Origin of the sequence: Bacillus sp. HSf4 (assembly GCF_029537375.1) — a bacterium.
Lineage (GTDB): Bacteria > Bacillota > Bacilli > Bacillales > Bacillaceae > Bacillus > Bacillus sonorensis_A.
In genome coordinates, this window is record NZ_CP120679.1 from 1,734,481 (window position 1) to 1,750,387 (window position 15,907).

16 protein-coding genes and 1 riboswitch are annotated in these 15,907 nt (G+C 49.9%); all 16 genes read left to right on the forward strand.

Features of this window, described 5'->3' with window-relative positions:
• The first annotated feature begins 78 nt into the window (after nt 1-78).
• Nucleotides 79-999, forward strand: a complete 921-nt coding sequence (locus tag P3X63_RS08870) for an aspartate carbamoyltransferase catalytic subunit (protein WP_026586897.1) — start codon at nt 79-81, stop codon at nt 997-999.
• Nucleotides 983-2,269: a dihydroorotase gene (locus P3X63_RS08875; protein WP_077736870.1), complete on the forward strand. Its 1,287-nt coding sequence runs from the start codon at nt 983-985 to the stop codon at nt 2,267-2,269. Before P3X63_RS08870 ends, P3X63_RS08875 begins: the two co-directional genes overlap by 17 nt.
• Entirely contained in the window at nt 2,266-3,360 is a 1,095-nt protein-coding gene (locus tag P3X63_RS08880) for a carbamoyl phosphate synthase small subunit (RefSeq protein ID WP_026586899.1), read from the forward strand. Before P3X63_RS08875 ends, P3X63_RS08880 begins: the two co-directional genes overlap by 4 nt.
• Entirely contained in the window at nt 3,345-6,560 is a 3,216-nt protein-coding gene (carB, locus tag P3X63_RS08885; protein ID WP_277692747.1) for a carbamoyl-phosphate synthase large subunit, read from the forward strand. The genes P3X63_RS08880 and carB overlap by 16 nt, the downstream gene beginning before the upstream one ends.
• Entirely contained in the window at nt 6,557-7,327 is a 771-nt protein-coding gene (locus P3X63_RS08890) for a dihydroorotate dehydrogenase electron transfer subunit (protein WP_026586901.1), read from the forward strand. Before carB ends, P3X63_RS08890 begins: the two co-directional genes overlap by 4 nt.
• Nucleotides 7,327-8,262, forward strand: a complete 936-nt coding sequence (locus P3X63_RS08895; protein WP_026586902.1) for a dihydroorotate dehydrogenase — start codon at nt 7,327-7,329, stop codon at nt 8,260-8,262. The genes P3X63_RS08890 and P3X63_RS08895 overlap by 1 nt, the downstream gene beginning before the upstream one ends.
• On the forward strand, nt 8,231-8,950 hold the full coding sequence (pyrF, locus tag P3X63_RS08900; protein WP_277692748.1) for an orotidine-5'-phosphate decarboxylase: 720 nt from the start codon (nt 8,231-8,233) through the stop codon (nt 8,948-8,950). Before P3X63_RS08895 ends, pyrF begins: the two co-directional genes overlap by 32 nt.
• Entirely contained in the window at nt 8,947-9,579 is a 633-nt protein-coding gene (gene pyrE / locus P3X63_RS08905; RefSeq protein WP_347176592.1) for an orotate phosphoribosyltransferase, read from the forward strand. The genes pyrF and pyrE overlap by 4 nt, the downstream gene beginning before the upstream one ends.
• Nucleotides 9,580-9,738: 159 nt before the next feature.
• A riboswitch (SAM riboswitch) is annotated at nt 9,739-9,844 on the forward strand.
• 107 nt (nt 9,845-9,951) lie between these two features.
• Nucleotides 9,952-10,065 (forward strand): YezD family protein, encoded by a 114-nt coding sequence (locus P3X63_RS08910; RefSeq protein WP_372709743.1) that lies wholly within the window; start codon nt 9,952-9,954, stop codon nt 10,063-10,065.
• A gap of 85 nt (nt 10,066-10,150) precedes the next feature.
• Nucleotides 10,151-10,852: a phosphoadenylyl-sulfate reductase gene (locus P3X63_RS08915; protein ID WP_026586905.1), complete on the forward strand. Its 702-nt coding sequence runs from the start codon at nt 10,151-10,153 to the stop codon at nt 10,850-10,852.
• Between the two features lie 11 nt (nt 10,853-10,863).
• Nucleotides 10,864-11,928, forward strand: a complete 1,065-nt coding sequence (locus P3X63_RS08920; protein WP_026586906.1) for a sulfate permease — start codon at nt 10,864-10,866, stop codon at nt 11,926-11,928.
• A 19-nt stretch (nt 11,929-11,947) separates the two neighbouring features.
• Nucleotides 11,948-13,084, forward strand: coding sequence for a sulfate adenylyltransferase (sat, locus tag P3X63_RS08925; protein ID WP_026586907.1), 1,137 nt, complete (start codon nt 11,948-11,950; stop codon nt 13,082-13,084).
• Between the two features lie 15 nt (nt 13,085-13,099).
• Nucleotides 13,100-13,705, forward strand: a complete 606-nt coding sequence (gene cysC, locus P3X63_RS08930; protein ID WP_026586908.1) for an adenylyl-sulfate kinase — start codon at nt 13,100-13,102, stop codon at nt 13,703-13,705.
• Between the two features lie 153 nt (nt 13,706-13,858).
• Nucleotides 13,859-14,632 carry a uroporphyrinogen-III C-methyltransferase gene (cobA, locus tag P3X63_RS08935; RefSeq protein WP_026586909.1) on the forward strand — a complete coding sequence of 258 codons (774 nt, stop codon included), beginning with the start codon at nt 13,859-13,861 and terminating at the stop codon, nt 14,630-14,632.
• A 1-nt stretch (nt 14,633) separates the two neighbouring features.
• The gene (locus tag P3X63_RS08940; protein ID WP_277692750.1) at nt 14,634-15,419 is read left to right on the forward strand and encodes a sirohydrochlorin chelatase; all 786 of its coding nucleotides are present in this window, start codon (nt 14,634-14,636) and stop codon (nt 15,417-15,419) included.
• Nucleotides 15,400-15,894, forward strand: a complete 495-nt coding sequence (locus P3X63_RS08945) for an NAD(P)-dependent oxidoreductase (RefSeq protein WP_277692751.1) — start codon at nt 15,400-15,402, stop codon at nt 15,892-15,894. Before P3X63_RS08940 ends, P3X63_RS08945 begins: the two co-directional genes overlap by 20 nt.
• Nucleotides 15,895-15,907: the final 13 nt, after the last annotated feature.

The window sequence follows — 15,907 nt, forward strand, 5'->3', positions numbered from 1 at the left end:
CTGATTTACTGTACCCCAAGCTCCCATGGCTTGGGGTTTTTTTTACGGAAAATCCGATGAAAGCGGAGGGGAAAACAAATGAAACATTTGACCGCAATGAACGAGTTGAGTATCGAGGACATTTTTGGGTTGATTCAAGAGGCGGAGGAGCTCAAAAAAGGCAAATCAGATCACGTTCTCTCCGGAAAATTTGCCGCCAACTTGTTCTTTGAGCCGAGTACAAGAACCCGTTTCAGCTTCGAAGTCGCAGAAAAGAAGCTTGGCATGAATGTGTTGAATCTTGACGGTGTATCGACAAGTGTTCAAAAAGGGGAATCTTTGTACGATACGGTGCGGACGCTTGAATCCATCGGCGCCGACGTTTGTGTCATCAGGCACTCGGAAGATCATTACTACAAGGAATTGGTCGGCCGTGTCGGCATCCCGGTTGTCAACGCAGGTGACGGCTGCGGTCAGCATCCTACACAATCTTTGCTCGACTTAATGACGATCTATGAGGAATGGGGCAAATTTGACGGATTAACCGTCTCCATTCACGGCGATATCAAGCACAGCAGAGTGGCCAGATCAAACGCCGAAGTGCTGACAAGGCTCGGGGCAACGGTTCTCTTCTCAGGACCTGCTGAGTGGAGGGATGAGGATAATCCTTACGGAACGTATGTTGCGGCAGATGAAGCTGTTGCCGATTCGGATGTCGTGATGCTGCTGAGAATCCAGCATGAACGCCATCAAGCAAAAGCAGATGCCAGCGATTATTTGCAGACATTCGGATTGTCGACTGAACGGGCAAAGCGTTTGAAAAAGGATGCGATCATCATGCATCCGGCTCCGGTCAACCGCGGTGTCGAAATTGACAGTGCGCTGGTGGAATCCGCTCAATCAAGGATTTTCAAGCAAATGGAAAACGGCGTCTACATCAGAATGGCGGTTTTAAAACGGGCGCTCGAACTAGGCGAAAATGAAAAAAGGGGAGATCAAGCTTATGTCTTATTTAATTAAAAACGGCTTTATGCTCAACGAAAAAGGAGAAAAGGTCAAGCGCGATATCAGGGTCACTGGTGAAGCCATAAGCGAACTCGGAAGCCTTGAGGCTGCACCCGGCGAAGCGGTCATTGATGCGGAGGGGCTCCTCGTTTCCCCGGGGCTTGTCGATCTTCACGTCCACTTCAGAGAGCCCGGCGGGGAAAAAAAGGAGACGATCGAAACGGGTTCAAAAGCGGCGGCAAGAGGCGGATTTACGACAGTCGCCGCCATGCCGAACACACGCCCCGTCCCCGACACGACGGAACAAATGGAGTGGCTGACAAGCCGCATTCACGAAACGTCTGCCGTCAGGGTCCTTCCATACGCATCCATCACGGTTAGACAAGTCGGCGAGGACATGACCGATTTTGCAGGGCTTTCAGCTGCGGGCGCATTTGCCTTTACCGATGACGGTGTCGGCGTCCAGAACGCGGGTATGATGTTTGAAGCGATGAAAAAAGCGGCTTCTATCAATAAAGCAATCGTTGCCCATTGTGAAGACAATACTTTAATCTACGGCGGCAGCGTCCATGACGGTGATTTTGCAAAAGCTCACGGTTTAAACGGGATTCCTTCCGTATGTGAAGCGGTTCATATCGCCAGGGACGTTCTCCTGGCGGAAGCGGCGGGCTGCCATTACCACGTCTGTCATATCAGTACGAAGGAATCGGTCAGAGTCGTCCGCGATGCAAAAAAAGCGGGTATCCGCGTGACAGCCGAGGTGACACCGCATCACTTGCTGCTTTCTGACAGCGACATCCCCGGGCTTGATACAAACTACAAAATGAATCCGCCGCTCAGAGGCCAAGATGACAAGGAAGCACTGCTTGAAGGCCTTCTTGATGGAACGATCGATTTCATCGCTACAGACCATGCGCCGCATACAGAAGCGGAAAAACAGCAGACGATGAGCCTCGCCCCATTTGGAATCGTCGGATTGGAAACGGCTTTTCCGCTGCTTTACACACACTTTGTCAAAAACGGTGCATGGACATTAAAACAACTGCTTGATTATATGACGGTCAAACCTTGTGAAGCGTTCGGACTGCCATACGGAAGACTTGAAGTTGGACGGCCGGCGGACATCACATTGATCGATCTTGAGAAAGAAGAAGCGATTGATAAAACGAGCTTCCTTTCCAAAGGAAGAAACACGCCGTTTAACGGCATCAGCTGCTTCGGCTGGCCGGTCTTGACAATGGCCGGTGGAAAACTCGTTTACGAAAAGGGGAGGCTTGTAAAATGAAAAGACGTCTTATATTAGAAAACGGAGCGATATTTGAAGGGAAAGCGTTCGGCAGTCTGGACAACAGCATGGGAGAAGTCGTTTTTAACACAGGGATGACAGGCTATCAGGAAATCCTTTCAGATCCGTCATACTGCGGACAAATCGTCACCCTGACCTACCCGCTGATCGGAAACTACGGCATCAACAGAGACGATTTCGAATCGATTACACCGTATGTGAAAGGGTTTATCGTAAAAGAGTTATGTCAACTCCCATCAAACTGGCGCTCAGCCTATACGCTAGATGAATACTTGAAAATGAAAAACATCCCTGGTTTGTCCGGAATTGATACGAGGAAGCTGACAAGAATGATCCGCACGGCAGGAACGCTGAAAGGAATGTTTGCCGGCTCTGATGAGGATGCGGACGCTTTGATCAGAAAAATGAAAGATACAAGCCTTCCGACAGACCAGGTCAGCCAAGTCTCAACAAAAACCGCCTATCCGAGCCCTGGAAGAGGAAAGCGGATCGTGCTCGTTGATTTCGGCATGAAACACGGTATTTTGCGAGAACTGAACAAACGCAAATGCGATGTCATTGTCGTTCCCCACAATGTCACGGCTGAAGAAGTCATGCAGCTGAAGCCGGACGGTGTCATGCTGTCAAACGGACCAGGAGATCCGAAGGATGTGCCTGAAGCGATTGAAATGATTCAAAACATTCTCGGCAAAGTGCCGTTATTCGGCATCTGCCTCGGCCATCAGCTGTTTGCACTCGCCTGCGGGGCGGAAACCGTCAAAATGAAGTTCGGCCACCGCGGTTCCAACCATCCGGTCAAAGAGCTGAAAACAGGCAGGGTGTCGATCACGGCGCAAAACCACGGCTATACGGTATCATCTGTGGACAATACGCCTCTTGAAGTCACACATGTGGCCATCAACGACAACACGATTGAAGGGCTGAAGCATCAATACGAACCGGCTTTCACGGTTCAGTATCATCCGGAAGCTTCACCGGGTCCTGAGGATGCCAACCATTTGTTTGATCAATTTCTAGCCATGATTGAAACCACAGAGAAAGAAGGGGAAGCGGTATGCCTAAACGCGTAGATATTCAAAAGATATTGGTGATCGGATCAGGGCCGATTATCATCGGCCAGGCGGCGGAATTTGATTATGCGGGCACACAAGCGTGTCTCGCTTTAAAAGAAGAAGGCTATGAAGTCATTCTTGTCAATTCCAATCCGGCAACGATCATGACGGATACTGAGATGGCAGACCGGGTTTATATCGAGCCGCTGACGCTTGAGTTTTTGACACGGATTATCCGCAAGGAGCGTCCAGATGCGATTTTGCCTACCCTTGGCGGCCAGACCGGACTGAACTTGGCGGTTGAATTGTCAGAGCAAGGAATTTTGGCCGAATGCGGTGTTGAAGTCCTCGGCACGAAATTGTCTGCCATTCAAAAGGCGGAAGACCGCGATCTGTTCAGAAGCTTGATGAATGAGCTGAACGAGCCTGTGCCGGAAAGCGAGATCATCCATTCTTTGGATGAAGCCCGCGCGTTTGTCGAGCGAATCGGGTTTCCGGTCATCGTCAGACCCGCTTACACGCTTGGCGGAACAGGCGGAGGGATCTGTTCAAATGAAGCGGAGCTTTCAGAAATCGTTGAAAACGGCTTGAAAATGAGCCCGGTTCACCAGTGTCTCTTGGAAAAGAGCATTGCCGGCTTCAAAGAAATTGAATACGAAGTGATGCGGGATTCGAGCGACCACGCCATTGTCGTCTGCAATATGGAAAACATCGATCCGGTCGGCATTCATACCGGAGACAGCATTGTTGTCGCACCGAGCCAGACGTTAAGCGACCGCGAATATCAAATGCTTCGCAATGTATCCTTAAAAATCATCCGCGCGCTTGAAATCGAAGGCGGATGCAATGTCCAGCTGGCGCTTGACCCGGACAGTTTCCAATACTACATCATTGAGGTCAATCCGCGGGTCAGCCGTTCATCAGCGCTCGCTTCAAAGGCGACCGGGTATCCGATCGCAAAGCTGGCTGCCAAAATCGCTGTCGGCCTGTCCTTAGATGAAATGATGAACCCTGTGACAGGAAAAACATACGCTTCCTTTGAACCGGCCCTTGACTATGTCGTCTCGAAAATCCCGCGCTGGCCGTTTGACAAGTTTGAATCGGCAAACCGCAAGCTCGGCACACAGATGAAAGCGACGGGCGAGGTGATGGCGATCGGCCGAACATGGGAGGAATCGCTTCTGAAAGCGGTTCGTTCGCTTGAAGCAGATGTTTACCATCTGGAACTGAAAGATGCGCAAACCATTTCAAACGAAACTTTGGAAAAACGGATTAAAAAAGCAGGCGACGAACGGCTCTTTTATTTGGCTGATGCATTCAGACGAGGCTACACTGTGGAAGATCTCCACGCGTTTTCCGCGATTGACCTTTTCTTCCTTCATAAGCTCGAGGGGATCATTCGCTTTGAAGAGGTGCTGAAAGCGGGTCGCGGTGATCTCGCACTGCTGCAGGAAGCGAAAGAGCTCGGCTTTTCCGACCGCTTCATCAGCCGCCTGTGGGATATGCCTGAACGAAAAGTGTATGAGCTCAGGAAAGAAGCGAACATCACACCTGTCTATAAAATGGTCGATACGTGTGCGGCCGAGTTTGAATCAGAAACGCCTTACTTCTACAGCACATATGAAGAAGAAAACGAATCGGAAAGAACAGAGAGAGACAGTGTCATTGTTCTCGGATCAGGACCGATCCGGATCGGCCAGGGAGTTGAATTTGACTATGCAACCGTTCACTCGGTCTGGGCCATTAAAGAAGCGGGCTATGAAGCGATTATTATCAACAACAATCCGGAAACGGTTTCGACAGACTTCAGCATCTCCGACAAGCTGTATTTTGAACCGCTGACAGTTGAAGATGTGATGCATATTATCGATTTGGAGCAGCCGAAAGGCGTTGTCGTCCAGTTTGGCGGACAAACGGCGATCAATCTTGCCGATGAACTTGCAGACCGCGGCGTTGCGATTCTCGGTACATCGCTTGAAGATTTGGACAGAGCCGAAGACCGCGACAAGTTTGAACAGGCGCTTGAGGCGCTGAATGTTCCGCAGCCGCTGGGGAAAACGGCAACATCTGTAGAAGGCGCCGTCAAAATCGCGGCCAATATCGGCTATCCGGTTCTTGTCCGTCCATCATATGTACTCGGGGGACGGGCCATGGAGATCGTCTACAATGAAACAGAGCTTCTCCATTACATGGAACATGCGGTGAAAGTGAATCCGCAGCATCCTGTCTTAATCGATAAATATTTGATCGGAAAAGAAATTGAAGTCGATGCGATCTCTGACGGCGACACGGTCGTGATTCCGGGGATTATGGAACATATCGAACGGGCCGGCGTCCACTCCGGAGACTCGATTGCCGTCTATCCGCCGCAATCGCTCTCTGAAGGGATCAAGAAAAAGATTGAACAATATACGATCGAGCTTGCGAAAGGCTTGAACATCATCGGACTGCTCAACATTCAGTTTGTCCTTTCTAAAGATGAGGTCTACGTCCTTGAGGTGAATCCGCGCTCAAGCCGCACGGTGCCGTTCCTCAGCAAAATCACCGGAATTCCGATGGCAAACATTGCGACAAAAGTGATTCTCGGGCAGAAGCTGGCCGGCATGGGCTATGCGGAAGGCCTGCAAAAAGAACAGGAAGGCGTCTATGTCAAAGTTCCTGTCTTCTCCTTCGCGAAGCTCAGAAGAGTGGATATCACTCTCGGACCGGAAATGAAATCGACCGGAGAAGTGATGGGCAAGGACAGCACATTGGAAAAGGCGCTCTACAAAGGGCTGATTGCATCAGGTATTCAAATTCCAAATTACGGGTCCGTGCTCCTGACTGTTGCTGACAAAGATAAAGAGGAAGGGCTTGCGATCGCCAAGCGGTTCCATTCAATCGGCTACAACATCCTGGCTACAGAAGGAACCGCCGAGTACTTGCGCGAAGCATCCGTACCGGCTAAAACCGTCGGGAAAATCGGTGAAGAAGGGAAAAATCTGCTCGATGTCATCCGCAACGGAGAAGCGCAGTTTGTGGTCAACACGCTGACAAAAGGAAAACAGCCGGCGAGAGACGGCTTTAGAATCAGACGTGAATCTGTTGAAAACGGCGTAGCCTGCCTGACATCGTTAGATACGGCTGAAGCAATCCTCCGGGTGCTTGAAAGCATGAGCTTCCGCGCCGACCATATGCCTGCTGTGAAAATCAAGCAAGAGAGAGCTGTTGTCCAATGAAAAAAGGGAATATGACGGTTCGCGCAAACGAGTGTATAGCAGACAGTATTTATCAAATGGTGCTGGAAGGAGAGCTTGCCGAGGCGTGCAGCACTCCCGGCCAGTTCCTTCATATAAAAGTATCGGAATCTGTGGCTCCTTTATTGAGAAGACCGATCAGCATCGCCGAGGTCGACAAGGACAAGCGGGAGATTACGATCATTTACCGTAAAGAGGGAGAAGGCACAAGCCTTCTTTCTTTAAAGCAAAAAGGGGATCAAGTCGATGTCCTTGGTCCGCTTGGAAACGGGTTTCCGGCCGAATCGCTCGCAAGCGGAAAAACGGCTCTGTTGGTCGGAGGCGGAATCGGGGTCCCGCCCCTGTACGAGCTCGCCAAACAGCTGACAAAAAAAGGGGTCAACGTCATAAGTGTATTAGGATTCGGATCTGCAAAGGATGTCTTTTATGAGCGGGAATTTAGCGCCTTCGGACCGGTGTTTATCGCGACAGCGGACGGCACTCACGGATCAAAAGGATTTGTAACAGATGTCATCGAAGCCCGCGGGCTTCAGTTCGATTATCTTCTGGCCTGCGGTCCGACACCGATGCTGAAAGCTTTGAAACAGCGCTATCCTGACAAAGAGGTTTACCTTTCAATGGAAGAACGGATGGGCTGCGGAATCGGCGCCTGTTTTGCCTGTGTATGCCATACGGAAGAAAGCGAAACATCGTATGTGAAGGTATGTCTTGACGGCCCCGTTTTTAAAGCGCAGGAGGTGCTTTTGTAATGCTTGATGTGAATTTGCCAGGCCTTAAATTAAAAAACCCGATCATGCCGGCTTCCGGATGTTTTGGCTTTGGAAAAGAGTTTGCTAACTTTTACGATCTTTCCTGTCTTGGCGCCATCATGATTAAAGCGACAACGAGCGAGCCCCGCTTCGGAAATCCGACACCGCGGGTCGCCGAGACGCAGGCCGGCATGCTCAATGCGATCGGACTGCAGAATCCGGGTCTTGCATCTGTCATGGAAAACGAGCTGCCATGGCTTGAACAGTTTGACACACCGATCATCGCCAATGTCGCCGGATCACAGCTTGAAGACTATGTCGAAGTGGCCGAAGCCGTCAGCAAGGCGCCGAACGTGCACGCGCTTGAGCTCAATATTTCCTGCCCGAATGTCAAAACCGGAGGCATCGCCTTCGGGACAGACCCGGGGATGGCGGGTGAACTGACGAAAGCGGTGAAAGAAGTGTCGAGCGTTCCCATCTATGTCAAGCTGTCGCCGAATGTCGCGAATGTGACAGAAATCGCTCTTGCCATTGAAGAGGCGGGAGCAGACGGTTTAACGATGATTAACACGCTGATCGGGATGAGACTCGACTTAAAAACGGGAAAACCGATCCTCGCCAACAAAACAGGAGGATTATCCGGCCCTGCCGTGAAGCCTGTAGCGATCCGGATGGTGTATGAAGTCAGCCAGAAGGTTAACATTCCGATCATCGGCATGGGCGGTGTCCAGTCTGCCGAAGACGCCCTCGAATTTTTCCTGGCCGGAGCTAGCGCTGTCGCCGTCGGCACAGCTAACTTCGTCAACCCGTTTGCCTGCCCGGACATCATTAACGAGCTGCCGCGCGTTTTAGAAAAATACGGATATCACTCCTTAGAAGAGTGTATCGGAAGGAGCTGGAAGGATGAAGCATACGCAGCCCATCATCGCGCTTGATTTTGCATCAGCGCGCGAAACATTTGCGTTTTTGGACCGTTTTCAAGGGGAGAAGCTTTTTGTCAAAGTTGGAATGGAGCTTTTTTATCAAGAAGGCCCTTCCATTCTTGAAGAACTGAAGCAGCGGGACTGCCGCATTTTCCTTGATTTGAAATGCCATGACATCCCGACAACGGTATATAAAGCGATGAAAAGGCTGGCGGGATTCGGCGTTAACCTTGTCAATGTGCACGCCGCCGGCGGAAAGCAGATGATGGAAGCTGCGGTGGAAGGCCTTGAAGCCGGAACCCCTGCCGGAGAAAAACGGCCGTCATTAATCGCGGTGACCCAGCTGACCAGCACGTCCCAAGACATACTGACAAGCGAACTCTTGATCGAAGCGCCGCTTGAGGAGGCTGTGCTTCACTACAGCAGATTGGCTGCACAAAGCGGGCTCGACGGGGTCGTCTGCTCCGTACATGAAGCTGAGCGCATTTATCAGGCTGCAGCTCCTGATTTTCTGACCGTCACACCGGGAATCCGCCTGGCAGATGACAATACCAATGACCAAGTCAGAGTAGCGACGCCGGAATACGCAAGGGAAAAAGGCGTTTCGGCGATCGTTGTCGGCCGGTCGATCACAAAGGCGCCGGATCCGGTCGCAGCCTATCAGAAAATAGCGTTTCAATGGGAGGGAATCAAGGCATGAAAACAGAGATAGCCAACCATCTATTAAAAATCAAAGCGGTTTTCCTGAGGCCGAATGAGCCGTTCACATGGGCAAGCGGCATCCTGTCGCCGATCTATTGCGACAACCGATTGACACTTTCATACCCCGAAGTGCGCGACACCATCGCTTCCGGCCTTGCCGAATTGATACAAGACAAATTTCCCGAAGCGGAAATGATCGCCGGAACGGCGACAGCGGGTATTCCGCATGCTGCGCTGGCCGCTGACAGGCTGCAGCTGCCGATGTGCTATGTCAGAAGCAAGCCGAAGGCGCACGGAAAAGGAAATCAAATCGAAGGGGCCGTAAGTAATGGCCAAAAAGTCGTTGTGATCGAAGATTTGATTTCAACAGGAGGAAGTGTGCTTGAAGCCGCCGCCGCGCTGAAAGAAGCCGGATGTGAGGTGCTCGGCGTCGCCGCGATCTTCACATACGGCCTCGACAAAGCCGCCGCCGCTTTTGGTGAGGCAGGTATCGCCTATTATACACTCACCGATTATGACACCTTGACGGAAGCTGCGCTTGCCGAAGGTATGATCAAAGAAGCGGATGCCGTCAAGCTGAAAGAATGGAAAGTCAATCCTGAATCAACATCCTGGATGGAAATGTGACCGATGCCGTGTCCCCTGAAATGGGGAACGGTTTTTTTGTTTCTTTTTTCAGATTCAGAAATAGGAAAAACGTATCATTTTTTATTTTTATTAATCCTATCAAAAAAGTCGGGTTGACTTTTATTCGAATTGTGCTAAAATTTTAAAATAACAAAAGCAAACTTATCAAGAGCGGTGGAGGGACTGGTCCGATGAAACCCGGCAACCTGCGTGCAGACGTAAGGTGCTACTTCCAGCAAAATGCCCTCATTTTGAGAGATAAGGAATATGAGAAGTTCCTCATCTTTCTTTCAAATTTGGAAGAAAGATTTTAATTTTTACGGGGCAGAGGAGGAGCTAGGAGTGAAAACAGATGAGCAGCTCGAAAAAGCGATCATCAAAATGAAAGACATGCTGAAGGACATGAATTACGGATCGATCACATTCGTTGTTCAAGACGGCAAGGTCATTCAAATTGAAAAAAATGAAAAAATAAGATTGAAATAGCTGACTAGACAAACTAGAGGCGGTTTTCACAGTTTTTTTCTGCTGGAAGCCGTTTTTTTGTTGGCGAAAAAAGGGGGAACCGACAATTTTTACTTACAGTACATGGGAAGAACCGACCATCTCTTTTCAAGAAGATGATTCATATAAAGGAGCACTGTCCGTCCTGAAATGGGCGTACGGCCATTACGGAGATCAGCTCGTATATGCATGCAGCTTCGGAATTGAGGGAATTGTCCTGATCGATTTGATTTACAAGGTGAAAAAAGACGCTGTCATCGTCTTCCTTGATACAGGCCTTCATTTTAAAGAAACGTATGAAACGATAGACGCTGTCAAAGAACGATATCCCGGCCTCCAGATTGTGATGAAAAAACCGGAGCTTACCGTCGCACAGCAAGCTGAACAATACGGGGATGAACTTTGGAAGACCGCCCCGAATTCCTGCTGTGAAATGCGGAAGATCATTCCTCTCCGCGAGGTGCTTTCCGGCTATCCGGCATGGCTGTCTGGCCTTCGCCGCGAACAATCCGAAGGACGCAGAAAGACGAACTTCTTAAACAAAGACGAGAAATTCAAGTCCATCAAAGTATGTCCGCTCATCCATTGGACGTGGAAGGATATTTGGAGATATGTCACAAAACACGATCTGCCGTATAATCCGCTTCACGACCAAGGCTATCCGAGCATAGGCTGTGCGCCGTGCACCTCTCCTGCCTTTACGATGGACGATCTCCGCTCCGGACGATGGAACGGCTTAAACAAAACCGAATGCGGACTGCACGAGTAAGGAGATGAGTTATGGAACTTGCCGCCATTTTATTTAGCATGTTTTTTGCGATGAACATTGGAGCAAGCGGGGCCGCCGCTTCAATGGGCATCGCCTACGGATCGGAAGCGGTCAAAAAGAAGCTTCACGCGCTTTTGATCTGTGCGGCCGGCGTTCTCTCAGGTGCCGTCATCGGCGGCGGAAACGTCGTGAAGACGATCAGCTCGGGTATTATTCCCGAACAGGTGATCACGCTGGAAATCGTCTGCATTATCATCGGATCAGCCGCTTTGTCGCTCTTTATCGCAAACGTTCTCGGCATTCCGCTTTCGACAAGTGAGGTGACAGTCGGATCTGTCGTCGGCGTCGGTGTCGCCTATCAAATTTTATATGTCAAATCTTTGCTTGTCATCGTCATGTTTTGGGTTATCGTTCCAATCGCCGCTTTTACTTTTACATTTGCCATGGCAAAGATCATGAAAAAAGCGATAAAGCGTCCCGCTTCAGGGAACAAAGCGAAAATTTTGGCGGTCCTTCTGCTCATCAGCGGATTTTTTGAGGCCTTCTCAGCGGGAATGAACAATGTCGCAAACGCTGTCGGCCCTCTGGTGGCGGCGCATGTTTTGACAGTTGGCGAAGGAACGCTGTACGGCGGGCTGTTCGTCGCACTGGGCGCCCTATTATTGGGCCGGCGCGTACTTGAAACAAACGGCAAAAAGATCACCAGATTCTCAAAAGGAGAGGGGATCCTTCTGTCAAGCACCGGAGCCGGGCTTGTGATGATCAGCTCAATTTTCGGTCTTCCGGTTCCGCTCGCGCAGGTGACATCATCTTCTATAATAGGAATGGGAATGGCAAAAAACGGCGGCAATGTTTTTCATAAACAGGTGGTCAAAACGATGCTGAAAGTATGGATCGTATCGCCGTTTCTTTCATTAAGTCTTTCCTATACGCTAGTCAGCCTTTTATTAAAGGGAGACTATTACGCTCTCATTGTCATCACGAGCGTTCTTCTGGCGTCAGTCGGAACGATCAGCCTGATGAGGGCGGTCAAAAAAGAACACAGCTCCGTCCATGAACAGGGCGGAGGAATTTAAAGTAGGGGGAAACAGAGTCATGAGTTTAGCACCACACGGCGGTGTTTTGGTAAACCGCGTAAATGAAGAATTTGATTTCGAGCAAATCGCACAGGAAATTGCACTGGATGTGATCGCTTTTGCCGATCTTGAGCTGATCGGAATCGGAGCATACAGCCCGTTAGAAGGGTTTTTAACAGAGAAAGACTATCTTTCGGTTGTGGAAAACATGAGGCTTGCCGCAGGCCATGTATGGACGCTTCCGATTACACTTCCTGTTGATGAACAAAAAGCGGTTCAATTGAAAGTCGGAGATACCGTCCGTCTCACATACAACGGAGAAACATACGGCGTCATTGACATCGAAGATATCTATACGCCGGATAAAAAGACGGAAGCCGTCCGCATCTATAAAACCGACGAGATTGAGCATCCGGGCGTCAAAAAACTGTTTGAACGCGGGAATGTTTATGTCGGCGGGCCGATCACTCTCATCAAGCGAAGTGAAAAGCAATTCCCGGCACATACGTTTGAACCTGCGGAAACGAGACAAAAATTCGCAGAGAATGGCTGGAAAACGATCGTCGGCTTCCAAACGAGAAACCCGGTGCACAGAGCACACGAATACATCCAAAAAACAGCGCTCGAAACGGTAGACGGACTGTTCCTCAATCCATTGGTCGGGGAAACGAAATCAGACGACATTCCGGCGGATGTCCGCATGGAAAGCTATCAGGTGCTGCTTGACGGGTATTATCCGAAAGACCGCGTCTTCCTCGGGGTCTTCCCGGCAGCGATGCGCTATGCGGGACCGAAAGAGGCGATCTTCCACGCGCTTGTCAGAAAAAACTACGGCTGCACACACTTTATCGTCGGAAGAGACCATGCCGGAGTCGGCGATTACTATGGAACATATGAGGCGCAGGAGCTGTTTGATCAGTTTAAACCGGAAGAGATCGGGATCACGCCGCTGAAATTTGAACACAGCTTTTACTGCAATGTCTGCGGTTCAATGGCAACGGCGAAAACGTGTCCTCACGGCAAAGAACATCATGTCATTTTGTCCGGCACAAAGGTGAGGGCCATGCTGAGAAACGGCGAATTCCCGCCTAGCACATTCAGCCGCCCTGAAGTCATTCAAACATTGATAAAAGGCTTGGCGGCCGGGGTTTCTTAAAAGGGGGGCTAACAATTGGTAAATCAAGATATCGTCTGGCATCAGGCATCCATTACAAAGCAGGAATACCATGAAAAAAACAAACACAAAAGCTCGATCATTTGGCTGACGGGTTTAAGCGGCTCAGGAAAATCTACGATTGCCAACGCAGCCGCACGCAAATTGTTTGAAGAAGGCTACCAGGTGACGGTCCTTGACGGGGACAATGTCAGACACGGGCTGAACAAAGATCTCGGGTTTTCCGATGAGGACCGAAAAGAGAATATCCGCCGGATCGGCGAAGTTGCAAAACTGTTTGTCGAACAGGGGACGATCGTGATTACGGCATTTATTTCTCCATTTAAAGAAGACCGCGACCTCATCAGACAGCTTGTTGAGGAAAATGAATTTCACGAAGTATATGTCAAATGCGATTTAGAAACGTGTGAAGAGCGGGACCCGAAAGGCCTGTACAAAAAAGCGAGAAACGGGGAGATTCCGTTTTTCACCGGAATCGATTCGCCTTATGAAGAACCCGAAGCGCCGGAGCTTGTCCTTGATACGGGTCAAAACGACCGAAACGCATGCAGGGAGCAGCTTGTCGAATATGTCAAAACCATTGCGAAACCATCCGGAAACTAAAAACGGGAACAATAGGAAAGTGCAGCTGATGCACTTTCCTATTTCATAAAGAAAACGTTTGGTTTTTGTGATATTTTCGGGCACCGAACGCTTTCTTTATGATTTATAATGAGTTTGGAGAAGATCGAGATCAGATCGGGGGGAGAAAAGAAGATGGGGAAAGTATATATCGTTGGGGCAGGTCCTGGAGACCCCGATTTACTGACGATCAAAGCTTTAAAAGCCATCCAACAAGCCGATGTCATTTTATATGACAGGCTTGTCAATAAACAGATTTTACAGCATGCCAAAGCGGGAGCGGATTTGATCTTCTGCGGAAAGCTGCCTGACTATCACATGATGAAGCAGGAAACGATCAACCATTTTCTCGTCAAGTATGCGAAAAAAGGCAAAACCGTTGTCAGGCTGAAGGGAGGAGATCCGTTCGTCTTCGGCAGAGGTGGAGAAGAAGCGGAAAGCCTTGCTGAAAACGGGATTTCTTTTGAAATTATTCCCGGCATCACATCGGGGATAGCCGCGGCCGCTTATGCCGGCATTCCTGTAACACACCGGGAGGCAAGCTCAAACGTCGCTTTCGTGACGGGCCATTACAAAAAAGAAGAAGTCTTTGAAGAAAAATGGAAAGCGCTGGCGACGGGGATCGATACTCTTGTGATCTATATGGGAATCAAAAACATCACACAAATTGAAAGGCTGCTGATCGAAAACGGCAGAGATCCGTCTACACCAGCCGCTTTCATTCACTGGGGCACGACGGACAAACAAAAAACGGTGCTGTGCACGGTGGACACGCTGGCCGAAACCGTTAAAACTGAAAATATCACGAATCCGAGCCTGATTGTGATCGGCGATGTGGTCCATTTCCGCTCGAAAATCGACTGGTTTGAAAACGAGCTGAAAAATACGGCATTAAGCGAGGCGCTTTAATATGAAACAAGCGATTTTATATATCGGACACGGCAGCCGGCTGAAAAAAGCGGAGAAAGAAGCGGCCGCTTTTCTGGAAGACTGCCAAAAACATATGGCGGCACCGATTCAGGAAATCTCTTTTTTGGAACTTGCGGAGCCCGATATCGAAACGGGCTTTAAAGCCTGTGTACAAAACGGGGCGACACATATTGCCGCTGTTCCGCTTCTGCTTTTGACCGCCGCGCACGCCAAAAGGGATATCCCTCAGGAACTCGCCCGCGTTTCTTCGCAATATCCTTCCGTCCGCGTCACTTACGGCAAGCCGATTGGTGTCGACGAGGAAGTCGTCAAAGCTGTTTTAACGCGGATTGAGGAAACGGGGACACCTTATGAAAACGCAAGAGTCGTATTGATCGGCAGAGGCAGCTCAGATCCGGATGTCAAACGCGATGTGAGTGAAATTGCGGCGCGCCTAGAGGAACTCGCCCCCGTCGAGACGGTCATTCCCTGCTTTATGACGGCTTGCCGTCCGCATTATCAAGATGTTTTGGCAGATCTGACCGAATCCGGCGGAAAAACGACATTCATCGTTCCTTATCTGCTGTTTACCGGCATGCTGATGAATGAGATCGAAAGGGAGACCGCCAAACTGAAGGAATCCAATCGTGACGTTGTGCTGACCGAATATCTCGGCTTCCACCCCCATATTAAACAAGCCTTTTTACATCGTGTTGAAGAGACCGTTTTAAACGAGTCCGGCCGGTTTGATTTTAAAGGAGCAGCCGATGCTGCCTCTGCACATTAAGATCAGCGGCAAGGCGGTCGTCATTGCAGGGGGAGGGCGGATTGCCGCAAGAAGGCTGAAAACGGTCATTGATGAAGGGGCAGCCGCGACCGTCGTCAGTCCTGAAGTATCAGCTGAAATGCTTGAGCTGATTGAACATTACGGTGTCAGCTGGAAAAGAAAAAAAGCGGAGCCTGCCGATTTCAAGGAAGCCTTTTTAATGATTCTCGCCACTGATGACCCTGAGACGAACAGGCGGATTGCCGAATCGGCTTCAGCGTCTCAGCTGGTCAATGTCGCGAGTGAAGCCGAACGCGGAAACGTCTACGTTCCAAAAATCATTCATAAAGGAAACGTGACAATCTCTGTCTCAACCAACGGCGCCAGTCCGCGCCACACGATCGAACTGGCCGGGAAGATCGAAGAATTGATCGATGATCGGCTTGTACGGGAAATCGAAACGCTTTTTCATAAAAGAAGGGGCCCGAACCAATAGGTTCGGGCCTTTT

What these genes read in the sequence shown, in the direction of transcription:
- P3X63_RS08920 (WP_026586906.1), top strand. Translation starts at nt 10,864, where the DNA reads ATGGAACTTGCCGCCATTTTATTTAGCATGTTTTTTGCGATGAACATT.
- cobA (WP_026586909.1), top strand. Translation starts at nt 13,859, where the DNA reads ATGGGGAAAGTATATATCGTTGGGGCAGGTCCTGGAGACCCCGATTTA.
- sat (WP_026586907.1), top strand. Translation starts at nt 11,948, where the DNA reads ATGAGTTTAGCACCACACGGCGGTGTTTTGGTAAACCGCGTAAATGAA.
- P3X63_RS08890 (WP_026586901.1), top strand. Translation starts at nt 6,557, where the DNA reads ATGAAAAAAGGGAATATGACGGTTCGCGCAAACGAGTGTATAGCAGAC.
- P3X63_RS08875 (WP_077736870.1), top strand. Translation starts at nt 983, where the DNA reads ATGTCTTATTTAATTAAAAACGGCTTTATGCTCAACGAAAAAGGAGAA.
- P3X63_RS08870 (WP_026586897.1), top strand. Translation starts at nt 79, where the DNA reads ATGAAACATTTGACCGCAATGAACGAGTTGAGTATCGAGGACATTTTT.
- P3X63_RS08895 (WP_026586902.1), top strand. Translation starts at nt 7,327, where the DNA reads ATGCTTGATGTGAATTTGCCAGGCCTTAAATTAAAAAACCCGATCATG.
- P3X63_RS08880 (WP_026586899.1), top strand. Translation starts at nt 2,266, where the DNA reads ATGAAAAGACGTCTTATATTAGAAAACGGAGCGATATTTGAAGGGAAA.
- pyrF (WP_277692748.1), top strand. Translation starts at nt 8,231, where the DNA reads ATGAAGCATACGCAGCCCATCATCGCGCTTGATTTTGCATCAGCGCGC.
- carB (WP_277692747.1), top strand. Translation starts at nt 3,345, where the DNA reads ATGCCTAAACGCGTAGATATTCAAAAGATATTGGTGATCGGATCAGGG.
- pyrE (WP_347176592.1), top strand. Translation starts at nt 8,947, where the DNA reads ATGAAAACAGAGATAGCCAACCATCTATTAAAAATCAAAGCGGTTTTC.
- P3X63_RS08940 (WP_277692750.1), top strand. Translation starts at nt 14,634, where the DNA reads ATGAAACAAGCGATTTTATATATCGGACACGGCAGCCGGCTGAAAAAA.
- P3X63_RS08945 (WP_277692751.1), top strand. Translation starts at nt 15,400, where the DNA reads ATGCTGCCTCTGCACATTAAGATCAGCGGCAAGGCGGTCGTCATTGCA.